The sequence below is a fragment of the Bacteroides sp. MSK.20.12 genome (assembly GCF_019052435.1).
GTDB lineage: Bacteria > Bacteroidota > Bacteroidia > Bacteroidales > Bacteroidaceae > Bacteroides > Bacteroides xylanisolvens.
This window is the reverse complement of record NZ_JAHQVH010000022.1, coordinates 62,587-78,416: the sequence shown is the minus strand read 5'-3', so window position 1 is coordinate 78,416 and position 15,830 is coordinate 62,587. Positions and strand designations below refer to the sequence as shown.

15 protein-coding genes and 5 tRNA genes are annotated in these 15,830 nt (G+C 42.0%); 18 read left to right on the top strand and 2 right to left on the bottom strand.

Features of this window, described 5'->3' with window-relative positions; translation table 11 throughout:
- Positions 1-13: 13 nt before the first annotated feature.
- Both gltX and KTR06_RS13235 read left to right on the top strand, forming a co-directional pair.
- Positions 14-1,531: a glutamate--tRNA ligase gene (gene gltX / locus KTR06_RS13240; protein ID WP_120069640.1), complete on the top strand. Its 1,518-nt coding sequence runs from the start codon at positions 14-16 to the stop codon at positions 1,529-1,531.
- 13 nt (positions 1,532-1,544) lie between these two features.
- Positions 1,545-2,768 carry a 3-deoxy-D-manno-octulosonic acid transferase gene (locus KTR06_RS13235; RefSeq protein WP_004313450.1) on the top strand — a complete coding sequence of 408 codons (1,224 nt, stop codon included), beginning with the start codon at positions 1,545-1,547 and terminating at the stop codon, positions 2,766-2,768.
- Positions 2,769-2,910: 142 nt separating this feature from the next.
- On the opposite strand, the gene KTR06_RS13230 is transcribed toward KTR06_RS13235, so the two are convergent.
- Both KTR06_RS13230 and KTR06_RS13225 read right to left on the bottom strand, forming a co-directional pair.
- Positions 2,911-3,432, bottom strand: coding sequence for a gamma carbonic anhydrase family protein (locus KTR06_RS13230; protein WP_118407974.1), 522 nt, complete (start codon positions 3,430-3,432; stop codon positions 2,911-2,913).
- A 148-nt stretch (positions 3,433-3,580) separates the two neighbouring features.
- Entirely contained in the window at positions 3,581-5,362 is a 1,782-nt protein-coding gene (locus KTR06_RS13225) for an aminopeptidase P family protein (RefSeq protein ID WP_217290409.1), read from the bottom strand.
- A gap of 187 nt (positions 5,363-5,549) precedes the next feature.
- Between KTR06_RS13225 and rpsU the strand changes: the two genes are divergently transcribed.
- From rpsU to rpoB, 16 genes are all read left to right on the top strand, one after another.
- Entirely contained in the window at positions 5,550-5,741 is a 192-nt protein-coding gene (gene rpsU / locus KTR06_RS13220) for a 30S ribosomal protein S21 (protein WP_002558090.1), read from the top strand.
- Between the two features lie 73 nt (positions 5,742-5,814).
- The gene (gene xerC / locus KTR06_RS13215) at positions 5,815-6,696 is read left to right on the top strand and encodes a tyrosine recombinase XerC (RefSeq protein ID WP_004313453.1); all 882 of its coding nucleotides are present in this window, start codon (positions 5,815-5,817) and stop codon (positions 6,694-6,696) included.
- 15 nt (positions 6,697-6,711) lie between these two features.
- Complete coding sequence (gene hpf, locus KTR06_RS13210) at positions 6,712-7,011, top strand: ribosome hibernation-promoting factor, HPF/YfiA family (protein ID WP_004310895.1); 300 nt, start codon at positions 6,712-6,714, stop codon at positions 7,009-7,011.
- A 97-nt stretch (positions 7,012-7,108) separates the two neighbouring features.
- Positions 7,109-7,182: transfer RNA gene (locus KTR06_RS13205), tRNA-Thr, on the top strand.
- 85 nt (positions 7,183-7,267) lie between these two features.
- Positions 7,268-7,350: transfer RNA gene (locus tag KTR06_RS13200), tRNA-Tyr, on the top strand.
- A gap of 28 nt (positions 7,351-7,378) precedes the next feature.
- Positions 7,379-7,451 (top strand) — tRNA-Gly (locus KTR06_RS13195).
- A gap of 10 nt (positions 7,452-7,461) precedes the next feature.
- Positions 7,462-7,533, top strand: a tRNA-Thr gene (locus KTR06_RS13190).
- Between the two features lie 51 nt (positions 7,534-7,584).
- A complete protein-coding gene (tuf, locus tag KTR06_RS13185; protein ID WP_004307553.1) occupies positions 7,585-8,769 on the top strand; it encodes an elongation factor Tu in 1,185 nt (394 codons plus the stop codon).
- Positions 8,770-8,822: 53 nt separating this feature from the next.
- A tRNA-Trp gene (locus tag KTR06_RS13180) sits at positions 8,823-8,895 on the top strand.
- Between the two features lie 14 nt (positions 8,896-8,909).
- Entirely contained in the window at positions 8,910-9,101 is a 192-nt protein-coding gene (secE, locus tag KTR06_RS13175; protein ID WP_004296363.1) for a preprotein translocase subunit SecE, read from the top strand.
- A gap of 17 nt (positions 9,102-9,118) precedes the next feature.
- A complete protein-coding gene (gene nusG, locus KTR06_RS13170) occupies positions 9,119-9,661 on the top strand; it encodes a transcription termination/antitermination protein NusG (RefSeq protein WP_004296362.1) in 543 nt (180 codons plus the stop codon).
- Positions 9,662-9,722: 61 nt separating this feature from the next.
- Complete coding sequence (gene rplK, locus KTR06_RS13165; protein ID WP_004296361.1) at positions 9,723-10,166, top strand: 50S ribosomal protein L11; 444 nt, start codon at positions 9,723-9,725, stop codon at positions 10,164-10,166.
- A gap of 15 nt (positions 10,167-10,181) precedes the next feature.
- Positions 10,182-10,880 (top strand): 50S ribosomal protein L1, encoded by a 699-nt coding sequence (gene rplA, locus KTR06_RS13160; protein ID WP_004310894.1) that lies wholly within the window; start codon positions 10,182-10,184, stop codon positions 10,878-10,880.
- 15 nt (positions 10,881-10,895) lie between these two features.
- The gene (gene rplJ, locus KTR06_RS13155) at positions 10,896-11,414 is read left to right on the top strand and encodes a 50S ribosomal protein L10 (protein WP_004310893.1); all 519 of its coding nucleotides are present in this window, start codon (positions 10,896-10,898) and stop codon (positions 11,412-11,414) included.
- A 47-nt stretch (positions 11,415-11,461) separates the two neighbouring features.
- Positions 11,462-11,836 carry a 50S ribosomal protein L7/L12 gene (gene rplL / locus KTR06_RS13150; protein WP_004296358.1) on the top strand — a complete coding sequence of 125 codons (375 nt, stop codon included), beginning with the start codon at positions 11,462-11,464 and terminating at the stop codon, positions 11,834-11,836.
- 104 nt (positions 11,837-11,940) lie between these two features.
- Complete coding sequence (gene rpoB / locus KTR06_RS13145; RefSeq protein ID WP_004310892.1) at positions 11,941-15,753, top strand: DNA-directed RNA polymerase subunit beta; 3,813 nt, start codon at positions 11,941-11,943, stop codon at positions 15,751-15,753.
- Positions 15,754-15,830 lie beyond the last annotated feature (77 nt).

Below are 15,830 nucleotides of genomic sequence, written 5' to 3'. Positions count from 1 at the left end.
ACTAACCCAAATTATGGCAGAAAGAAAAGTAAGAGTTCGTTTTGCTCCAAGTCCTACGGGAGCACTGCACATCGGTGGTGTGCGTACAGCTTTGTATAATTATCTATTTGCGCGTCAACACGGCGGAGACTTGATATTTCGTATTGAAGATACTGATTCTAACCGGTTCGTTCCGGGAGCGGAAGAGTATATACTCGAATCTTTTAAGTGGTTGGGTATCCACTTTGATGAAGGAGTGAGCTTCGGTGGTGAATGTGGTCCGTACCGCCAGTCGGAGCGCCGCGAAATCTACAAGAAATATGTGCAGGTTTTGCTGGAAAATGGAAAAGCATACATCGCTTTTGATACTCCGGAGGAACTGGACGCTAAGCGTGCTGAAATTGCTAACTTCCAATATGACGCATCTACTCGCGGAATGATGCGCAACTCATTAACCATGCCGAAGGAAGAAGTGGATGCACTGATTGCTGAAGGCAAACAATACGTCGTTCGTTTCAAAATCGAACCGAATGAAGACGTACATGTGAATGACCTGATTCGTGGTGAAGTTATTATCAACTCATCCATTCTGGATGATAAAGTGCTTTATAAATCGGCTGATGAACTGCCGACTTACCATCTGGCAAATATCGTGGACGACCATTTGATGGGAGTTTCCCACGTGATTCGTGGTGAAGAATGGCTGCCTTCCGCTCCTTTGCATGTGTTGTTGTACCGTGCTTTCGGCTGGGAAGATACAATGCCGGAATTTGCCCACCTGCCTTTATTGCTGAAACCGGAAGGCAATGGAAAATTAAGTAAACGTGACGGTGACCGTCTCGGATTCCCTGTATTCCCGTTGGAATGGCACGATCCGAAATCGGGAGAAATCTCTTCAGGTTATCGTGAATCGGGTTATTTGCCGGAAGCAGTGATTAATTTCTTGGCTTTGTTGGGATGGAATCCGGGCAATGACCAGGAAGTGATGTCAATGGACGAATTGATTAAATTGTTTGATCTTCACCGTTGCAGCAAGTCGGGTGCCAAGTTCGACTATAAAAAAGGAATATGGTTCAACCATCAATATATACAGCAGAAACCTAACGAAGAAATTGCAGAACTGTTCTTGCCTTTCCTGAAAGAACATGGTGTAGAAGCTCCTTTCGAAAAGGTGGTGACTGTGGTTGGCATGATGAAAGATCGGGTAAGTTTCATTAAAGAACTGTGGGACGTATGTAGCTTCTTCTTCGTTGCTCCTACCGAATATGATGAAAAGACGGTGAAGAAACGTTGGAAAGAAGATTCTGCAAAATGTATGACCGAATTGGCAGAAGTGATTGCCGGCATTGAAGACTTTAGTATTGAAGGACAGGAAAAAGTCGTTATGGACTGGATTGCGGAGAAAGGTTATCATACTGGTAATATCATGAATGCTTTCCGTCTGACATTAGTGGGTGAAGGAAAAGGCCCGCACATGTTCGATATTTCCTGGGTATTGGGCAAAGAGGAGACGATAGCTCGCATGAAACGTGCGATAGAGGTTTTGAAGTAATCGACACAGTACTATGCTTTACGACCTGGCAATAGTCATTTATGACTTTATCGTCCATTTGGCTGCTCCGTTTAGCCGTAAGCCCCGAAAGATGATGAAAGGGCATTGGGTAGTGTATGAGCTCCTGCGGCAGCAAGTGGAGAAGGGGGAACAGTATATTTGGTTTCATGCTGCTTCACTGGGAGAGTTTGAACAAGGGCGCCCTCTGATAGAAATGATTCGTGCGAAGTATCCTAATTATAAGATATTGCTGACATTTTTCTCTCCTTCTGGTTACGAGGTGCGTAAGCATTACCGGGGGGCGGATATTGTCTGCTATCTGCCGTTTGATAAACCGCGGAATGTGAAAAAGTTCCTGGATATTGCAAATCCTTGCATGGCGTTCTTTATCAAATATGAGTTTTGGAAGAATTATCTGGATGAGCTTCACAAACGCCGTATTCCGGTATATAGTGTATCGTCTATCTTCCGTCGCGAACAAATATTCTTTAAATGGTACGGTGGAACTTATCGCAATGTATTGAAAGATTTCGATCATCTGTTTGTTCAGAATGAGGCATCCAAACGTTACTTGTCGAAAATCGGTATCAGCCGTGTGACAGTAGTGGGAGATACCCGTTTTGACCGCGTGTTGCAAATCCGTGAAGAGGCCAAAGAACTTCCGTTGGTAGAGAAATTTAAAGGAACCAATTCCTTTACTTTTGTTGCCGGAAGCTCATGGGGACCTGACGAAGATTTATTCCTCGAATATTTCAATAACCATCCGGAAATGAAACTGATTATTGCTCCGCATGTGATCGACGAGAATCACCTGGTTGAAATCATCAGTAAATTGAAACGTCCGTATGTGCGCTATACCCGTGCTGACGAAAGGAATGTATTGAAAGCGGATTGTCTTATTATAGACTGCTTCGGACTGCTGTCCTCTATTTACCGTTATGGCGAAATAGCTTATATCGGTGGAGGTTTCGGAGTAGGTATTCATAACACATTGGAAGCGGCTGTATATGGTATTCCGGTGATTTTCGGACCGAAGTATCAGAAATTTATGGAAGCCGTTCAATTGATCGAAGCAAAAGGCGCTTATTCCATCAAAGATTATGATGAACTGAAAACTTTGCTGGATCGTTTCTTGGCGGATGAATTGTTCTTGCGTGAAACCGGAACAAATGCCGGTTATTATGTGACTAGTAATGCCGGTGCTACAGAGAAGATAATGCACATGATTAATTTTTGATTAGAGGAAATAGTGTCGAAAAGAGATGAATCCAATGAATTCGCTTTTTGTAAAAAAACGGCTTTATAAAAAATCTTATAAAAACAGCGGGATGTTCTTTCATTAGAATGTCCCGCTGTTTTTATTAACTTGTTAGAGTCTGCTATTTATCTTCCTTATACCATTGCGAATACATCAAATAATTGTGAGCAATCTTCTGATTCAGTTCTTTGGCTTGTTCAGGATCTACCTTTTTAATGAATTTCGCGGGTACCCCTCCCCAAATGCTTCCCGGCTCAATGATGGTATTGCTTAATACCAGAGAACCGGCGGCAACGATTGCTCCTTCGCCAACTACGACGTGATCCAGGACGGTTGACCCCATCCCTACCAATGCATAATCTTTGATGGTCGCCCCATGAATGGTGACATTATGCCCAACGGATACGTGATCGCCAATTTCAATAGTCGATTTCTGATATAACGTATGCAAGACACTTCCATCCTGAATGTTGACACCATTGCCGATTCGTATGGAGTTGACGTCACCTCTTAATACCGTATTAAACCAAATGCTACAATCATTTCCTATTTTTACATCTCCTATAATAGTTGCATTATCTGCGAGGAAGCAGTTTTCTCCGATTTCGGGAGCAAAACCCCGTACTGATTTAATTAAAGCCATATAATATTTGTTTCTAATAAAGTTTTTTATTTAATGCAGTTCTATGTTGTACGACACCCGGGTGTCGTGATGGCTGAGACCCGGGTCTTGGATAGTCTGACACCCGGGTCTCAGTATGCTTGACACCCGGGTGTCAGACAAGTTCTGTTTAAAGGGAAGCAGTCGCCTCTTGTAACCAAACTTTTTCTTCTTCGTTAAGATCCGGTGACAACTTCTCGTAGACAGTCTGATGGTAATTGTTTAACCATTCAATTTCTTCATTTGTCAGCATCTCCTTGATGATCCCTTTTTTGCAGATTGGGCATAAAGTGATAGTTTCAAACTTAAGATATTCTCCAAACATTCCCTCTCCATCTTTGCAAACCAACGTCAGGTTCTCCGTACGTATCCCGTGACTGCCTGCTTTATAAACACCAGGCTCATTGGAAGTAACCATGCCGGGCTGCAAAATGACAGGATTCTCATTCATACGAATGCTTTGCGGGCCTTCGTGTACACTCAGGAAATGTCCGACGCCATGTCCTGTGCCATGAAGAAAATTCATTCTGTGGTTCCAGATAGGCATACGGGCTAGTACATCGAGCTGGGCTCCACGGGTTCCGGTAGGGAATTTGGCCATAGCCAACGCGATGTGTCCTTTTAATATAAGGGTATAATCCGTTTTTTCTTCCTCTGTAAGTTCGCCTAAGGCAATGGTTCGGGTGATGTCAGTGGTTCCGTCCAGATATTGAGCTCCTGAATCTAAGAGTAAGAACCCTCTGGGCTGAAGAGTCACGTCACTTTCCGGGGTAGCCGAATAATGTACGATTGCCCCATGTTCTTTATATCCTGCAATCGTGTCGAAACTTTCCCCCATGTAGAGAGGCTGTGCAGCCCTAAACTCATGCAACTTTTTATCTATACTTAATTCTGTCTCTTTTCCGGTAGATACGGATTCTTCCAGCCATTTGAGGAATTTGACGAGTGCTACTCCATCCCGTTGCATGGCAGCGTGGATGCCGGCGACCTCCTGCTCATTGCGAATCGCTTTCAATAATGCGACAGGCGACTCGCCACGAAGAATAGAACATTGCGGATTAATAGACGAATAGATAGAATAATTCGTTTTTCGTGGATCAATCAGAATGTTTTTTCCCGGAAAAGAATTCAGGTATGTCTCTACCTCATCATACTTCTGTATCCCAATCTGCCGTTCCTTTAGATAAGTCTCTACCTCTGCCGTCACTTTCTCTGGTGAAATAAAATAAGTCACTTCATCCTGTGTGATTAACAGGTAACTTACTATGACCGGATTGCAATGTACATCGTTTCCTCGCAAATTGAGAGTCCATGCGATCTCGTCGAGTGCGGATATGAATAAAGCATAGACACCTTTCTTTTTCAACTCCGTACGGATGGCGGATATTTTCTCTTCGCAGCTTTTCCCTGCATATTTGATATCATAAATAAAGGCAGGAGAATCAGGCATGGCGGGCCGGTCTTTCCAAATGCTACTCAATGGATCTCCAAATATGTCGACCTGTAACTGATGTGCTGCCAGTTCTTCTTTCATCTGTTCGACCTGTTGCACAGAGAACATTTTCCCGTCGATACTTACAGATTCTCCAGGTTTTAAGTGTTGGCAGAGAAATTCTGTAATACTGGGAGTCTCCGGCAACATCTCTTTATATAAGGTAATGCCGCTGCCCTCCAATTCCTTCGTAGCTTGCAGAAAATAACGTGAGTCGGTCCATAATCCTGCTTTATCCATCAGGATAACCGCTGTTCCGGCAGAACCAGTAAAACCGGAAATCCACTCGCGTGACATCCAGTGGGGAGCCACATATTCACTAAGGTGAGGGTCGGTGCTGGGAATAATGAACGCTTTGATAGAATTGGAATGAAAGGTCATGCGCAGTGCATGCACTCGCTCTTTTATGCTCTGTTTCATACTTTATTATATTATTATAGACATGTAAGTGTTTCAAAGGTACTAACTTTCTGCATTTAATAACTTGTTTATGAATAGTTTTTGAGAAATATTTGCCGAAAGTTTTGTGAATAAAGAAAGTATGTGTAATTTTGCGGCGCAATTTGACTGCGGAATTTTTTAATCATAACATATTAATAGTAACAAAATGATTGTAGTACCTGTAAAAGAAGGCGAAAACATTGAAAAAGCGCTGAAGAAGTTCAAAAGAAAATTTGAAAAGACTGGCATTGTAAAAGAGTTGAGAAGCAGACAACAGTTTGATAAACCGTCTGTAACTAAAAGACTTAAGAAAGAACGCGCAGTTTACGTACAACAACTTCAGCAAGTAGAAGATTAATAATTCGTAATTTCCTTTGAATTATTGAATTCTTTTCATACATTCGTTGCACGATTTTAGATGTAGCGATATTATGTTGATAGAATCTTTTCTTGATTATCTCCAGTATGAGCGGAACTATTCTGAAAAAACCGTTCTTGCGTACGGTGAAGATATAAAGCAACTGCAGGAGTTTGCTCAGGAAGAGTATGGAAAATTTAATCCGTTAGAAGTCGAGGCGGAACTGATTCGTGAATGGATTGTTTCATTGATGGATAAAGGGTATACCTCAACTTCTGTAAATCGTAAGCTAAGTTCGCTCCGAACGTTTTACAAGTATCTCTTGAGGCAGGGAGAAACGACTATAGATCCTTTGCGTAAAATAAAAGGACCTAAAAACAAAAAACCGTTGCCTGTGTTCTTAAAAGAGAACGAAATGAATCGGTTATTGGATGAAACGGACTTTGGCGAAGGGTTTAAAGGCTGTCGGGATCGGTTGATTATTGAAATGTTTTATGCTACCGGCATGAGGCTTTCGGAATTGATAGGTCTGGATAATAAGGATGTGGATTTTTCGGCTTCTCTTCTGAAAGTGACCGGGAAAAGAAACAAGCAACGGCTGATTCCGTTCGGTGACGAACTGCAGGAGTTGATGCTTGAATATATTAATGTAAGAAACGAAACGATTCCGGAAAGGTCGGAAGCTTTCTTTATTAGAGAGAACGGTGAACGGCTTTATAAGAATCTAGTCTATAATTTAGTGAAACGGAACCTGTCAAAGGTGGCGACGTTGAAGAAAAAGAGCCCTCACGTGTTGAGGCATACTTTTGCTACCACAATGCTGAACAATGAAGCAGAACTGGGAGCGGTAAAAGAACTTTTGGGTCACGAGAGTATAACAACTACCGAGATCTACACACATGCCACATTTGAAGAACTTAAAAAAGTGTATAAACAAGCTCATCCAAGAGCTTAAAAAAAGGAGGTAAGTATGGATGTTAGAATTCAATCAATTCACTTTGATGCGTCAGAGCAATTGCAGGCATTTATTCAGAAGAAAGTGTCCAAGTTGGAAAAATATTACGAAGATATAAAGAAAGTAGAGGTGTCATTAAAGGTAGTTAAACCAGAAGTTGCTGAAAACAAGGAAGCGGGCATTAAAATATTGATCCCCAATGGAGAGTTTTATGCAAGCAAAGTATGCGATACATTTGAAGAAGCGATTGATTTAGATGTGGAAGCACTCGGAAAACAGCTGGTTAAATACAAGGAAAAGCAACGTAGCAAATAAAAAAATCCCAAATATTTTGCGGGAAAGAAATAAATAACTAAATTTGCAGCCGTTTCGCTCGCGTTAGAACGTGACGGTTGCTTTTTTTAGTAAGTTTGCCTCTTTAGCTCAGTTGGCCAGAGCACGTGATTTGTAATCTCGGGGTCGTTGGTTCGAATCCGACAAGAGGCTCAAAAAGAAACCGAAGAACAAAGATAGAACATCTGTCTTTATCATATTGTTTGAAAATAGTTCTTTTATTTCTTGATTTTGAAAAGGGCAAATACCAGAGTGGCCAAATGGGGCAGACTGTAAATCTGCTGGCTTACGCCTTCGGTGGTTCGAATCCATCTTTGCCCACAATCAGAGTGACAACTTTGGCAAGAATGCGGAAGTAGCTCAGTTGATAGAGCATTAGCCTTCCAAGCTGAGGGTCGCGGGTTTGAGCCCCGTCTTCCGCTCTCTTTTCTTGCTGTTATAGCTCAGTGGTAGAGCACTTCCTTGGTAAGGAAGAGGTCCCGGGTTCAAATCCCGGTAACAGCTCATAAAGGATGTAAATGCTGATTATTAATCAAATAAATAACAAGTAAAGCTATGGCTAAAGAGAAATTTGAACGTACCAAACCGCACGTAAACATTGGTACAATCGGTCACGTAGACCACGGTAAGACAACGTTGACAGCTGCTATCACTACTGTGTTGGCAAAGAAAGGTCTTTCAGAATTGCGTTCTTTCGATTCTATTGACAACGCTCCTGAAGAAAAAGAAAGAGGTATTACTATCAATACTTCTCACGTTGAATATCAAACAGCTAACCGTCACTATGCACACGTAGACTGTCCGGGTCACGCCGACTACGTAAAGAACATGGTAACTGGTGCTGCTCAGATGGACGGTGCTATCATCGTTTGTGCTGCAACTGATGGTCCGATGCCTCAAACTCGCGAACACATCCTGTTGGCTCGTCAGGTAAACGTACCTCGTCTGGTTGTATTCTTGAACAAGTGCGATATGGTAGACGACGAAGAAATGTTGGAACTCGTTGAAATGGAAATGAGAGAACTTCTTTCATTCTATGATTTCGATGGTGACAATACTCCTATCATCCGTGGTTCTGCTCTTGGCGCATTGAACGGTGTTGAAAAATGGGAAGATAAAGTTATGGAACTGATGGATGCAGTTGATAACTGGATTCCACTGCCTCCGCGCGATGTTGATAAACCATTCTTGATGCCGGTTGAAGACGTGTTCTCTATCACAGGTCGTGGTACTGTAGCAACAGGTCGTATCGAAACTGGTGTTATCCACGTTGGTGATGAAATCGAAATCCTTGGTTTAGGTGAAGATAAGAAATCAGTTGTAACTGGTGTTGAAATGTTCCGTAAACTGTTGGATCAAGGTGAAGCTGGTGACAACGTAGGTCTTTTGCTTCGTGGTATTGACAAGAACGAAATCAAACGTGGTATGGTTCTTTGTAAACCAGGTCAGATTAAACCGCACTCTAAATTCAAAGCTGAGGTTTATATCTTGAAGAAAGAAGAAGGTGGTCGTCACACTCCGTTCCACAACAAATACCGTCCTCAGTTCTACTTGCGTACTATGGACTGTACAGGTGAAATCACTTTGCCGGAAGGAACAGAAATGGTAATGCCGGGTGATAACGTAACTATTACAGTTGAGTTGATCTACCCAGTAGCATTGAACCCGGGTCTTCGTTTCGCTATCCGCGAAGGTGGACGTACGGTAGGTGCTGGTCAGATTACTGAAATTATCGACTAATACACAATAATTAATCAGTTCCCGGTTTTCCATCGGGAACTGATTATGTACACACGGGAGTAGCTCAGTTGGTAGAGCACCGGTCTCCAAAACCGGGTGTCGGGAGTTCGAGCCTCTCCTCCCGTGCTAATATTATTGAAATGAAAAAGGTAATAGCTTATATTAAAGAATCTTACGACGAACTTGTACATAAAGTATCGTGGCCTACGTATTCTGAACTTGCTAACAGTGCAGTAGTTGTTTTATATGCTTCCCTGCTTATTGCATTGGTAGTATGGGGTATGGATGTCTGTTTCCAGAACTTCATGGAAAAAATCGTTTATCCACATTAAAAAATTAGGAATTGAAAATGGCTGAGATTGAAAAGAAATGGTACGTTCTACGTGCTATTAGTGGTAAAGAAGCTAAGGTTAAGGAATATCTTGAAGCTGATCTTAAGAACAGCGACCTTGGTGAATATGTATCTCAGGTATTGATTCCTACTGAAAAAGTTTACCAGGTTCGCAATGGTAAAAAAATTGTGAAGGAAAGAAGTTATCTTCCTGGCTACGTTTTAGTGGAGGCTGCTTTGGTTGGTGAGGTCGCTCATCACCTGCGCAATACTCCGAATGTGATAGGCTTTTTAGGCGGCTCCGAAAAACCGGTGCCTCTCAGACAATCAGAAGTGAATCGTATACTTGGTACAGTGGACGAACTGCAGGAAACGGGTGAAGAACTCAATATTCCGTACGTAGTAGGAGAAACTGTAAAAGTTACTTTTGGACCTTTCAGCGGATTCAGTGGTATCATTGAAGAAGTGAATAGTGAAAAAAAGAAACTAAAGGTCATGGTGAAGATATTCGGGCGCAAAACACCGCTTGAATTGGGCTTTATGCAAGTGGAAAAGGAATAACGCGGAATTGTTACGCTGTTGTTGTTCTTCGTTTAATGTTTATATATAAATCAATAAAAAAATGGCTAAAGAAGTTGCTGGACTAATCAAGTTACAGATTAAAGGAGGCGCTGCAAATCCATCACCTCCCGTTGGACCTGCTTTGGGTTCTAAGGGTATCAATATCATGGAATTTTGCAAGCAATTCAATGCCAGAACCCAAGACAAAGCAGGTAAGATTTTACCTGTTATCATTACTTACTACGCAGATAAGTCTTTCGATTTTGTAATCAAGACTCCTCCTGTTGCTATTCAATTACTTGAAGTAGCTAAGGTAAAGAGTGGTTCTGCTGAGCCTAACCGTAAGAAAGTTGCCGAGCTTACTTGGGAACAGGTTCGTACGATTGCTCAGGACAAAATGGTTGACTTAAACTGTTTTACTGTGGAAGCTGCCATGAGAATGGTTGCAGGTACAGCTAGAAGTATGGGTATCGCTGTAAAAGGGGAGTTCCCGGTTAATAATTAATAAACTTCAATTGTAATGGGTAAACTGACAAAAAATCAAAAGTTAGCTGCAGAAAAGATTGAAGCAGGGAAAGCATACTCACTGAAAGAAGCTGCATCTTTGGTAAAAGAAATCACTTTTACTAAGTTTGATGCTTCACTGGATATTGATGTACGTTTAGGTGTTGATCCACGTAAAGCTAACCAGATGGTGAGAGGTGTTGTTTCACTTCCTCATGGTACTGGTAAAGAAGTACGTGTATTGGTACTTTGTACACCGGATGCTGAAGCTGCTGCAAAAGAAGCTGGTGCTGACTACGTTGGTCTTGACGAATATATTGAAAAGATCAAAGGTGGATGGACTGATATTGATGTAATCATCACTATGCCATCTATCATGGGTAAAATTGGTGCGCTCGGTCGTGTTCTCGGTCCTCGTGGATTGATGCCGAACCCTAAGAGTGGTACTGTAACTATGGATGTTGCTAAGGCTGTAAAAGAAGTAAAACAAGGTAAGATTGACTTTAAAGTTGATAAGAGCGGTATCGTTCACACTTCTATCGGTAAGGTATCATTCAGTCCTGATCAGATTCGCGACAACGCGAAAGAGTTCATCTCTACTCTGAACAAACTGAAACCGACCGCAGCAAAGGGTACATATATTAAGAGTATTTATCTTTCTAGTACAATGAGTGCGGGTATTAAAATCGACCCGAAATCAGTGGATGAAATCTAATAAAACAGAGAAATAATGAGAAAGGAAGATAAAAGTACGATTATAGAGCAAATTGCTGCTACAGTAAAGGAATATGGTCACTTCTACTTGGTAGACGTTACAGCTATGAACGCTGCTGCTACCAGTGCATTGAGAAGAGATTGTTTTAAATCAGACATCAAATTGATGTTGGTTAAAAACACGCTGCTTCACAAAGCACTTGAAAGCTTGGAAGAAGACTTCTCACCTCTTTACGGTTCTTTGAAAGGTACTACTGCTGTTATGTTTAGCAATACTGCAAACGTTCCTGCTAAGTTAATCAAAGACAAAGCGAAAGACGGTATTCCCGGACTGAAAGCTGCATATGCAGAAGAAAGCTTCTACATTGGTGCTGATCAATTGGATGCTCTCGTTTCAATCAAGAGTAAGAATGAAGTTATCGCCGATATCGTTGCCCTGTTGCAATCTCCGGCCAAGAATGTTATTTCTGCTCTTCAATCAGGTGGTAACACCCTTCACGGAGTTCTCAAGACTCTTGGTGAACGTCCCGAATAATTTTCAAAAATCAACAAAGTATTTAAACAATTAAAATCATACAAAAAATGGCAGATTTGAAAGCTTTTGCAGAACAATTAGTTAACTTGACAGTAAAAGAAGTTAATGAACTTGCAACTATCCTTAAAGAAGAATACGGTATTGAACCTGCTGCTGCAGCTGTAGCTGTTGCTGCTGGTCCTGCAGCTGGTGCTGCTGCCGCAGAAGAAAAAACTTCTTTCGACGTAGTATTGAAGAGCGCTGGTGCAGCTAAACTTCAAGTAGTTAAGGCCGTTAAGGAAGCTTGTGGTCTTGGTTTGAAAGAAGCTAAAGACTTGGTAGACGGTGCTCCTAGCACAGTAAAAGAAGGTTTGGCTAAAGACGAAGCAGAATCATTGAAGAAAACATTGGAAGAAGCTGGAGCTGAAGTTGAACTTAAATAACATTGGCCTGGTAATCAGGTAATTCGGTTAGGAATCCTTCACAAGAGGATTCTTAACCTTTTTGTGTATATATTTCAAATTAAGTTCTCCAAATTCATTGACAGATGTCTTCAAATACTGTAAATCAAAGAGTTAATTTTGCTTCGACTAAGAATCCGCTAGAATACCCGGATTTCCTGGAAGTACAATTGAAGTCATTCCAAGACTTTCTACAATTAGATACCCCACCTGAAAAGCGTAAGAATGAGGGATTGTATAAAGTATTTGCTGAAAACTTCCCTATTGCCGATACAAGAAACAATTTTGTTCTTGAGTTTCTGGACTATTATATTGATCCGCCGCGTTATACCATTGATGATTGTATAGAGCGTGGGCTTACTTATAGTGTTCCCTTAAAAGCGAAACTTAAGCTTTACTGTACGGACCCCGATCATGAGGATTTTGATACAGTGATTCAGGACGTATTCCTCGGCCCGATTCCTTATATGACTGATAAGGCTACTTTCGTCATTAACGGTGCCGAACGCGTAGTTGTGTCACAGCTTCACCGTTCTCCGGGTGTGTTCTTCGGTCAGAGTGTACATGCCAATGGTACGAAACTTTATTCGGCTCGTATTATTCCGTTTAAGGGTTCGTGGATTGAGTTTGCTACTGACATCAATAATGTGATGTATGCATACATCGACCGTAAGAAGAAATTGCCGGTGACTACATTGTTGCGTGCAATTGGCTTCGAGAATGACAAAGATATTCTTGAGATTTTCGATCTTGCAGAAGATGTGAAGGTAAACAAGACAAATCTGAAAAAGGTGTTAGGCCGTAAACTGGCTGCACGTGTCTTGAAAACATGGATTGAAGATTTCGTTGATGAAGATACCGGTGAAGTGGTTTCTATTGAACGTAACGAAGTTATTATCGACCGTGAAACCGTACTGGAAGAGGAGCATATTGATGAAATTTTGGAGTCGGGAGTTCAGAACATCCTTTTGCATAAGGATGAACCGAATCAGTCCGATTTCTCTATCATATATAATACGTTGCAGAAGGACCCGAGTAACTCGGAAAAAGAAGCTGTGTTGTATATCTACCGTCAGTTGCGTAATGCCGATCCGGCTGATGACGCAAGTGCAAGGGAGGTTATCAACAACTTGTTCTTCTCAGAAAAACGATATGACCTTGGTGATGTAGGCCGTTACAGAATCAACAAAAAGTTGAATCTGACGACTGATATGGACGTGCGTGTCCTCACGAAGGAAGATATTATTGAAATCATCAAATATCTGATTGAGTTGATTAACTCAAAAGCAGATGTGGATGATATTGACCACTTGAGTAACCGTCGTGTACGTACTGTTGGTGAACAGCTTTCTAATCAGTTTGCTGTGGGGCTGGCACGTATGTCTCGTACGATTCGTGAACGTATGAACGTTCGTGACAATGAAGTGTTTACTCCGATTGATTTGATTAATGCGAAGACTATTTCTTCAGTAATCAACTCATTCTTCGGAACGAACGCGTTGTCGCAGTTCATGGACCAGACAAACCCGCTGGCTGAAATTACGCACAAACGTCGTATGTCTGCCCTTGGTCCTGGTGGTCTTTCCCGTGAACGTGCCGGATTTGAGGTTCGTGACGTTCACTATACACACTATGGTCGTCTTTGTCCGATTGAGACTCCTGAAGGTCCGAACATCGGTTTGATTTCTTCATTGTGTGTATTTGCTAAGATTAATGAGCTAGGATTCATTGAAACTCCCTACCGCAAGGTGGAAAATGGGAAAGTGGATCTTTCTGATAACGGTCTGATTTATCTGACTGCTGAAGAAGAGGAAGAAAAGGTTATTGCGCAGGGAAATGCTCCGTTGAATGACGATGGTACATTCGTACTTAATAGAGTTAAGTCTCGTCAAGATGCAGATTTCCCGGTTGTTGAACCATCTGAAGTTGACTTGATGGACGTTGCTCCTCAGCAGATTGCATCTATTGCAGCTTCTTTGATTCCATTCTTGGAACATGATGATGCTAACCGTGCATTGATGGGATCGAACATGATGCGCCAGGCGGTTCCTTTGTTGAGAAGTGAAGCTCCAATCGTAGGTACAGGTATCGAACGTCAGCTGGTAAGAGACTCTCGTACCCAGATTACCGCAGAAGGCGATGGTGTGGTTGACTATGTGGATGCTACTACTATCCGTATTTTGTATGACCGTACGGAAGACGAAGAATTTGTAAGTTTCGAACCTGCTTTGAAGGAATATAGAATACCTAAGTTCCGTAAGACTAACCAGAACATGACGATTGACTTGCGTCCGATTTGTGACAAGGGCCAGCGTGTGAAGAAAGGTGATATCTTGACTGAAGGTTATTCTACTGAAAAGGGTGAATTGGCATTGGGTAAGAACCTGTTGGTAGCTTATATGCCTTGGAAGGGTTACAACTATGAGGATGCTATCGTATTGAACGAACGTGTGGTACGCGAAGACTTGTTGACTTCAGTTCACGTAGAGGAATATTCTCTGGAAGTTCGTGAAACAAAACGTGGTATGGAAGAGTTGACTTCTGATATCCCGAATGTAAGTGAAGAAGCTACCAAAGACTTGGATGAAAACGGTATCGTAAGAATCGGTGCTCGTATTGAGCCGGGTGATATCATGATTGGTAAGATTACGCCGAAGGGTGAATCTGATCCTTCTCCGGAAGAAAAACTGCTTCGGGCTATCTTCGGTGATAAGGCAGGTGACGTGAAAGATGCTTCTTTGAAAGCTTCTCCTTCTTTGAAAGGTGTGGTGATTGATAAGAAACTTTTCTCACGTGTGATTAAGAATCGTAGCTCTAAACTGGCCGATAAAGCATTGTTGCCTAAGATTGATGATGAATTTGAATCTAAGGTAGCTGACTTGAAACGTATCCTGGTTAAGAAACTGATGACTTTGACTGAAGGTAAGGTTTCTCAAGGTGTGAAAGACTATTTGGGTGCGGAAGTTATTGCGAAAGGTTCTAAGTTCAGTGCTTCTGATTTTGATTCACTTGACTTTACTTCTATTCAATTGAGCAACTGGACAAGCGACGATCATATTAACGGTATGATTCGTGATCTGGTGATGAATTTCATTAAGAAATATAAAGAGCTGGATGCTGAATTGAAACGTAAGAAGTTTGCTATTACAATTGGTGATGAACTTCCTGCTGGTATTATCCAGATGGCAAAAGTATATATTGCTAAGAAACGTAAGATTGGTGTGGGTGATAAGATGGCTGGTCGCCACGGTAACAAGGGTATTGTATCCCGTGTTGTTCGTCAGGAAGATATGCCGTTCTTGGCTGATGGTACTCCGGTTGACATTGTGTTGAATCCGTTGGGTGTGCCTTCTCGTATGAACATTGGTCAGATTTTTGAAGCTGTACTCGGACGTGCCGGAAAAACGTTGGGCGTGAAATTCGCGACTCCTATTTTCGACGGTGCTACCATGGAAGATCTGGATCAGTGGACAGACAAGGCAGGATTGCCTCGCTACTGTAAGACTTATCTTTGTGATGGTGGTACAGGTGAGCAATTTGACCAGGCAGCTACTGTGGGCGTAACTTACATGTTGAAGTTGGGCCACATGGTTGAAGACAAGATGCATGCTCGTTCTATCGGTCCGTACTCATTGATTACTCAGCAACCTCTTGGTGGTAAAGCTCAATTCGGTGGTCAGCGTTTCGGAGAAATGGAGGTTTGGGCACTCGAAGGTTTCGGTGCTGCCCATATCTTGCAGGAAATCCTGACTATCAAATCTGATGACGTGGTAGGACGTTCGAAGGCTTATGAAGCAATTGTGAAAGGTGAACCGATGCCACAACCTGGTATTCCGGAATCCTTGAACGTATTGTTGCACGAGTTGAGAGGTTTAGGTTTGAGTATCAACCTAGAATAAAATAATGAAAGAATGTGAGATGTCAATGTATCGATGAAGGTCTGTTGGCATCCGCACTTTTTTCAATTTCCAATGAT

Coding starts and splice junctions, on each gene's coding strand:
- KTR06_RS13230 (WP_118407974.1), bottom strand. CDS start 3,432: ATGGCTTTAATTAAATCAGTACGGGGTTTTGCTCCCGAAATCGGAGAA.
- rpsU (WP_002558090.1), top strand. CDS start 5,550: ATGATTGTAGTACCTGTAAAAGAAGGCGAAAACATTGAAAAAGCGCTG.
- rpoB (WP_004310892.1), top strand. CDS start 11,941: ATGTCTTCAAATACTGTAAATCAAAGAGTTAATTTTGCTTCGACTAAG.
- rplJ (WP_004310893.1), top strand. CDS start 10,896: ATGAGAAAGGAAGATAAAAGTACGATTATAGAGCAAATTGCTGCTACA.
- secE (WP_004296363.1), top strand. CDS start 8,910: ATGAAAAAGGTAATAGCTTATATTAAAGAATCTTACGACGAACTTGTA.
- tuf (WP_004307553.1), top strand. CDS start 7,585: ATGGCTAAAGAGAAATTTGAACGTACCAAACCGCACGTAAACATTGGT.
- nusG (WP_004296362.1), top strand. CDS start 9,119: ATGGCTGAGATTGAAAAGAAATGGTACGTTCTACGTGCTATTAGTGGT.
- rplA (WP_004310894.1), top strand. CDS start 10,182: ATGGGTAAACTGACAAAAAATCAAAAGTTAGCTGCAGAAAAGATTGAA.
- KTR06_RS13225 (WP_217290409.1), bottom strand. CDS start 5,362: ATGAAACAGAGCATAAAAGAGCGAGTGCATGCACTGCGCATGACCTTT.
- rplK (WP_004296361.1), top strand. CDS start 9,723: ATGGCTAAAGAAGTTGCTGGACTAATCAAGTTACAGATTAAAGGAGGC.
- xerC (WP_004313453.1), top strand. CDS start 5,815: ATGTTGATAGAATCTTTTCTTGATTATCTCCAGTATGAGCGGAACTAT.
- gltX (WP_120069640.1), top strand. CDS start 14: ATGGCAGAAAGAAAAGTAAGAGTTCGTTTTGCTCCAAGTCCTACGGGA.
- rplL (WP_004296358.1), top strand. CDS start 11,462: ATGGCAGATTTGAAAGCTTTTGCAGAACAATTAGTTAACTTGACAGTA.
- KTR06_RS13235 (WP_004313450.1), top strand. CDS start 1,545: ATGCTTTACGACCTGGCAATAGTCATTTATGACTTTATCGTCCATTTG.
- hpf (WP_004310895.1), top strand. CDS start 6,712: ATGGATGTTAGAATTCAATCAATTCACTTTGATGCGTCAGAGCAATTG.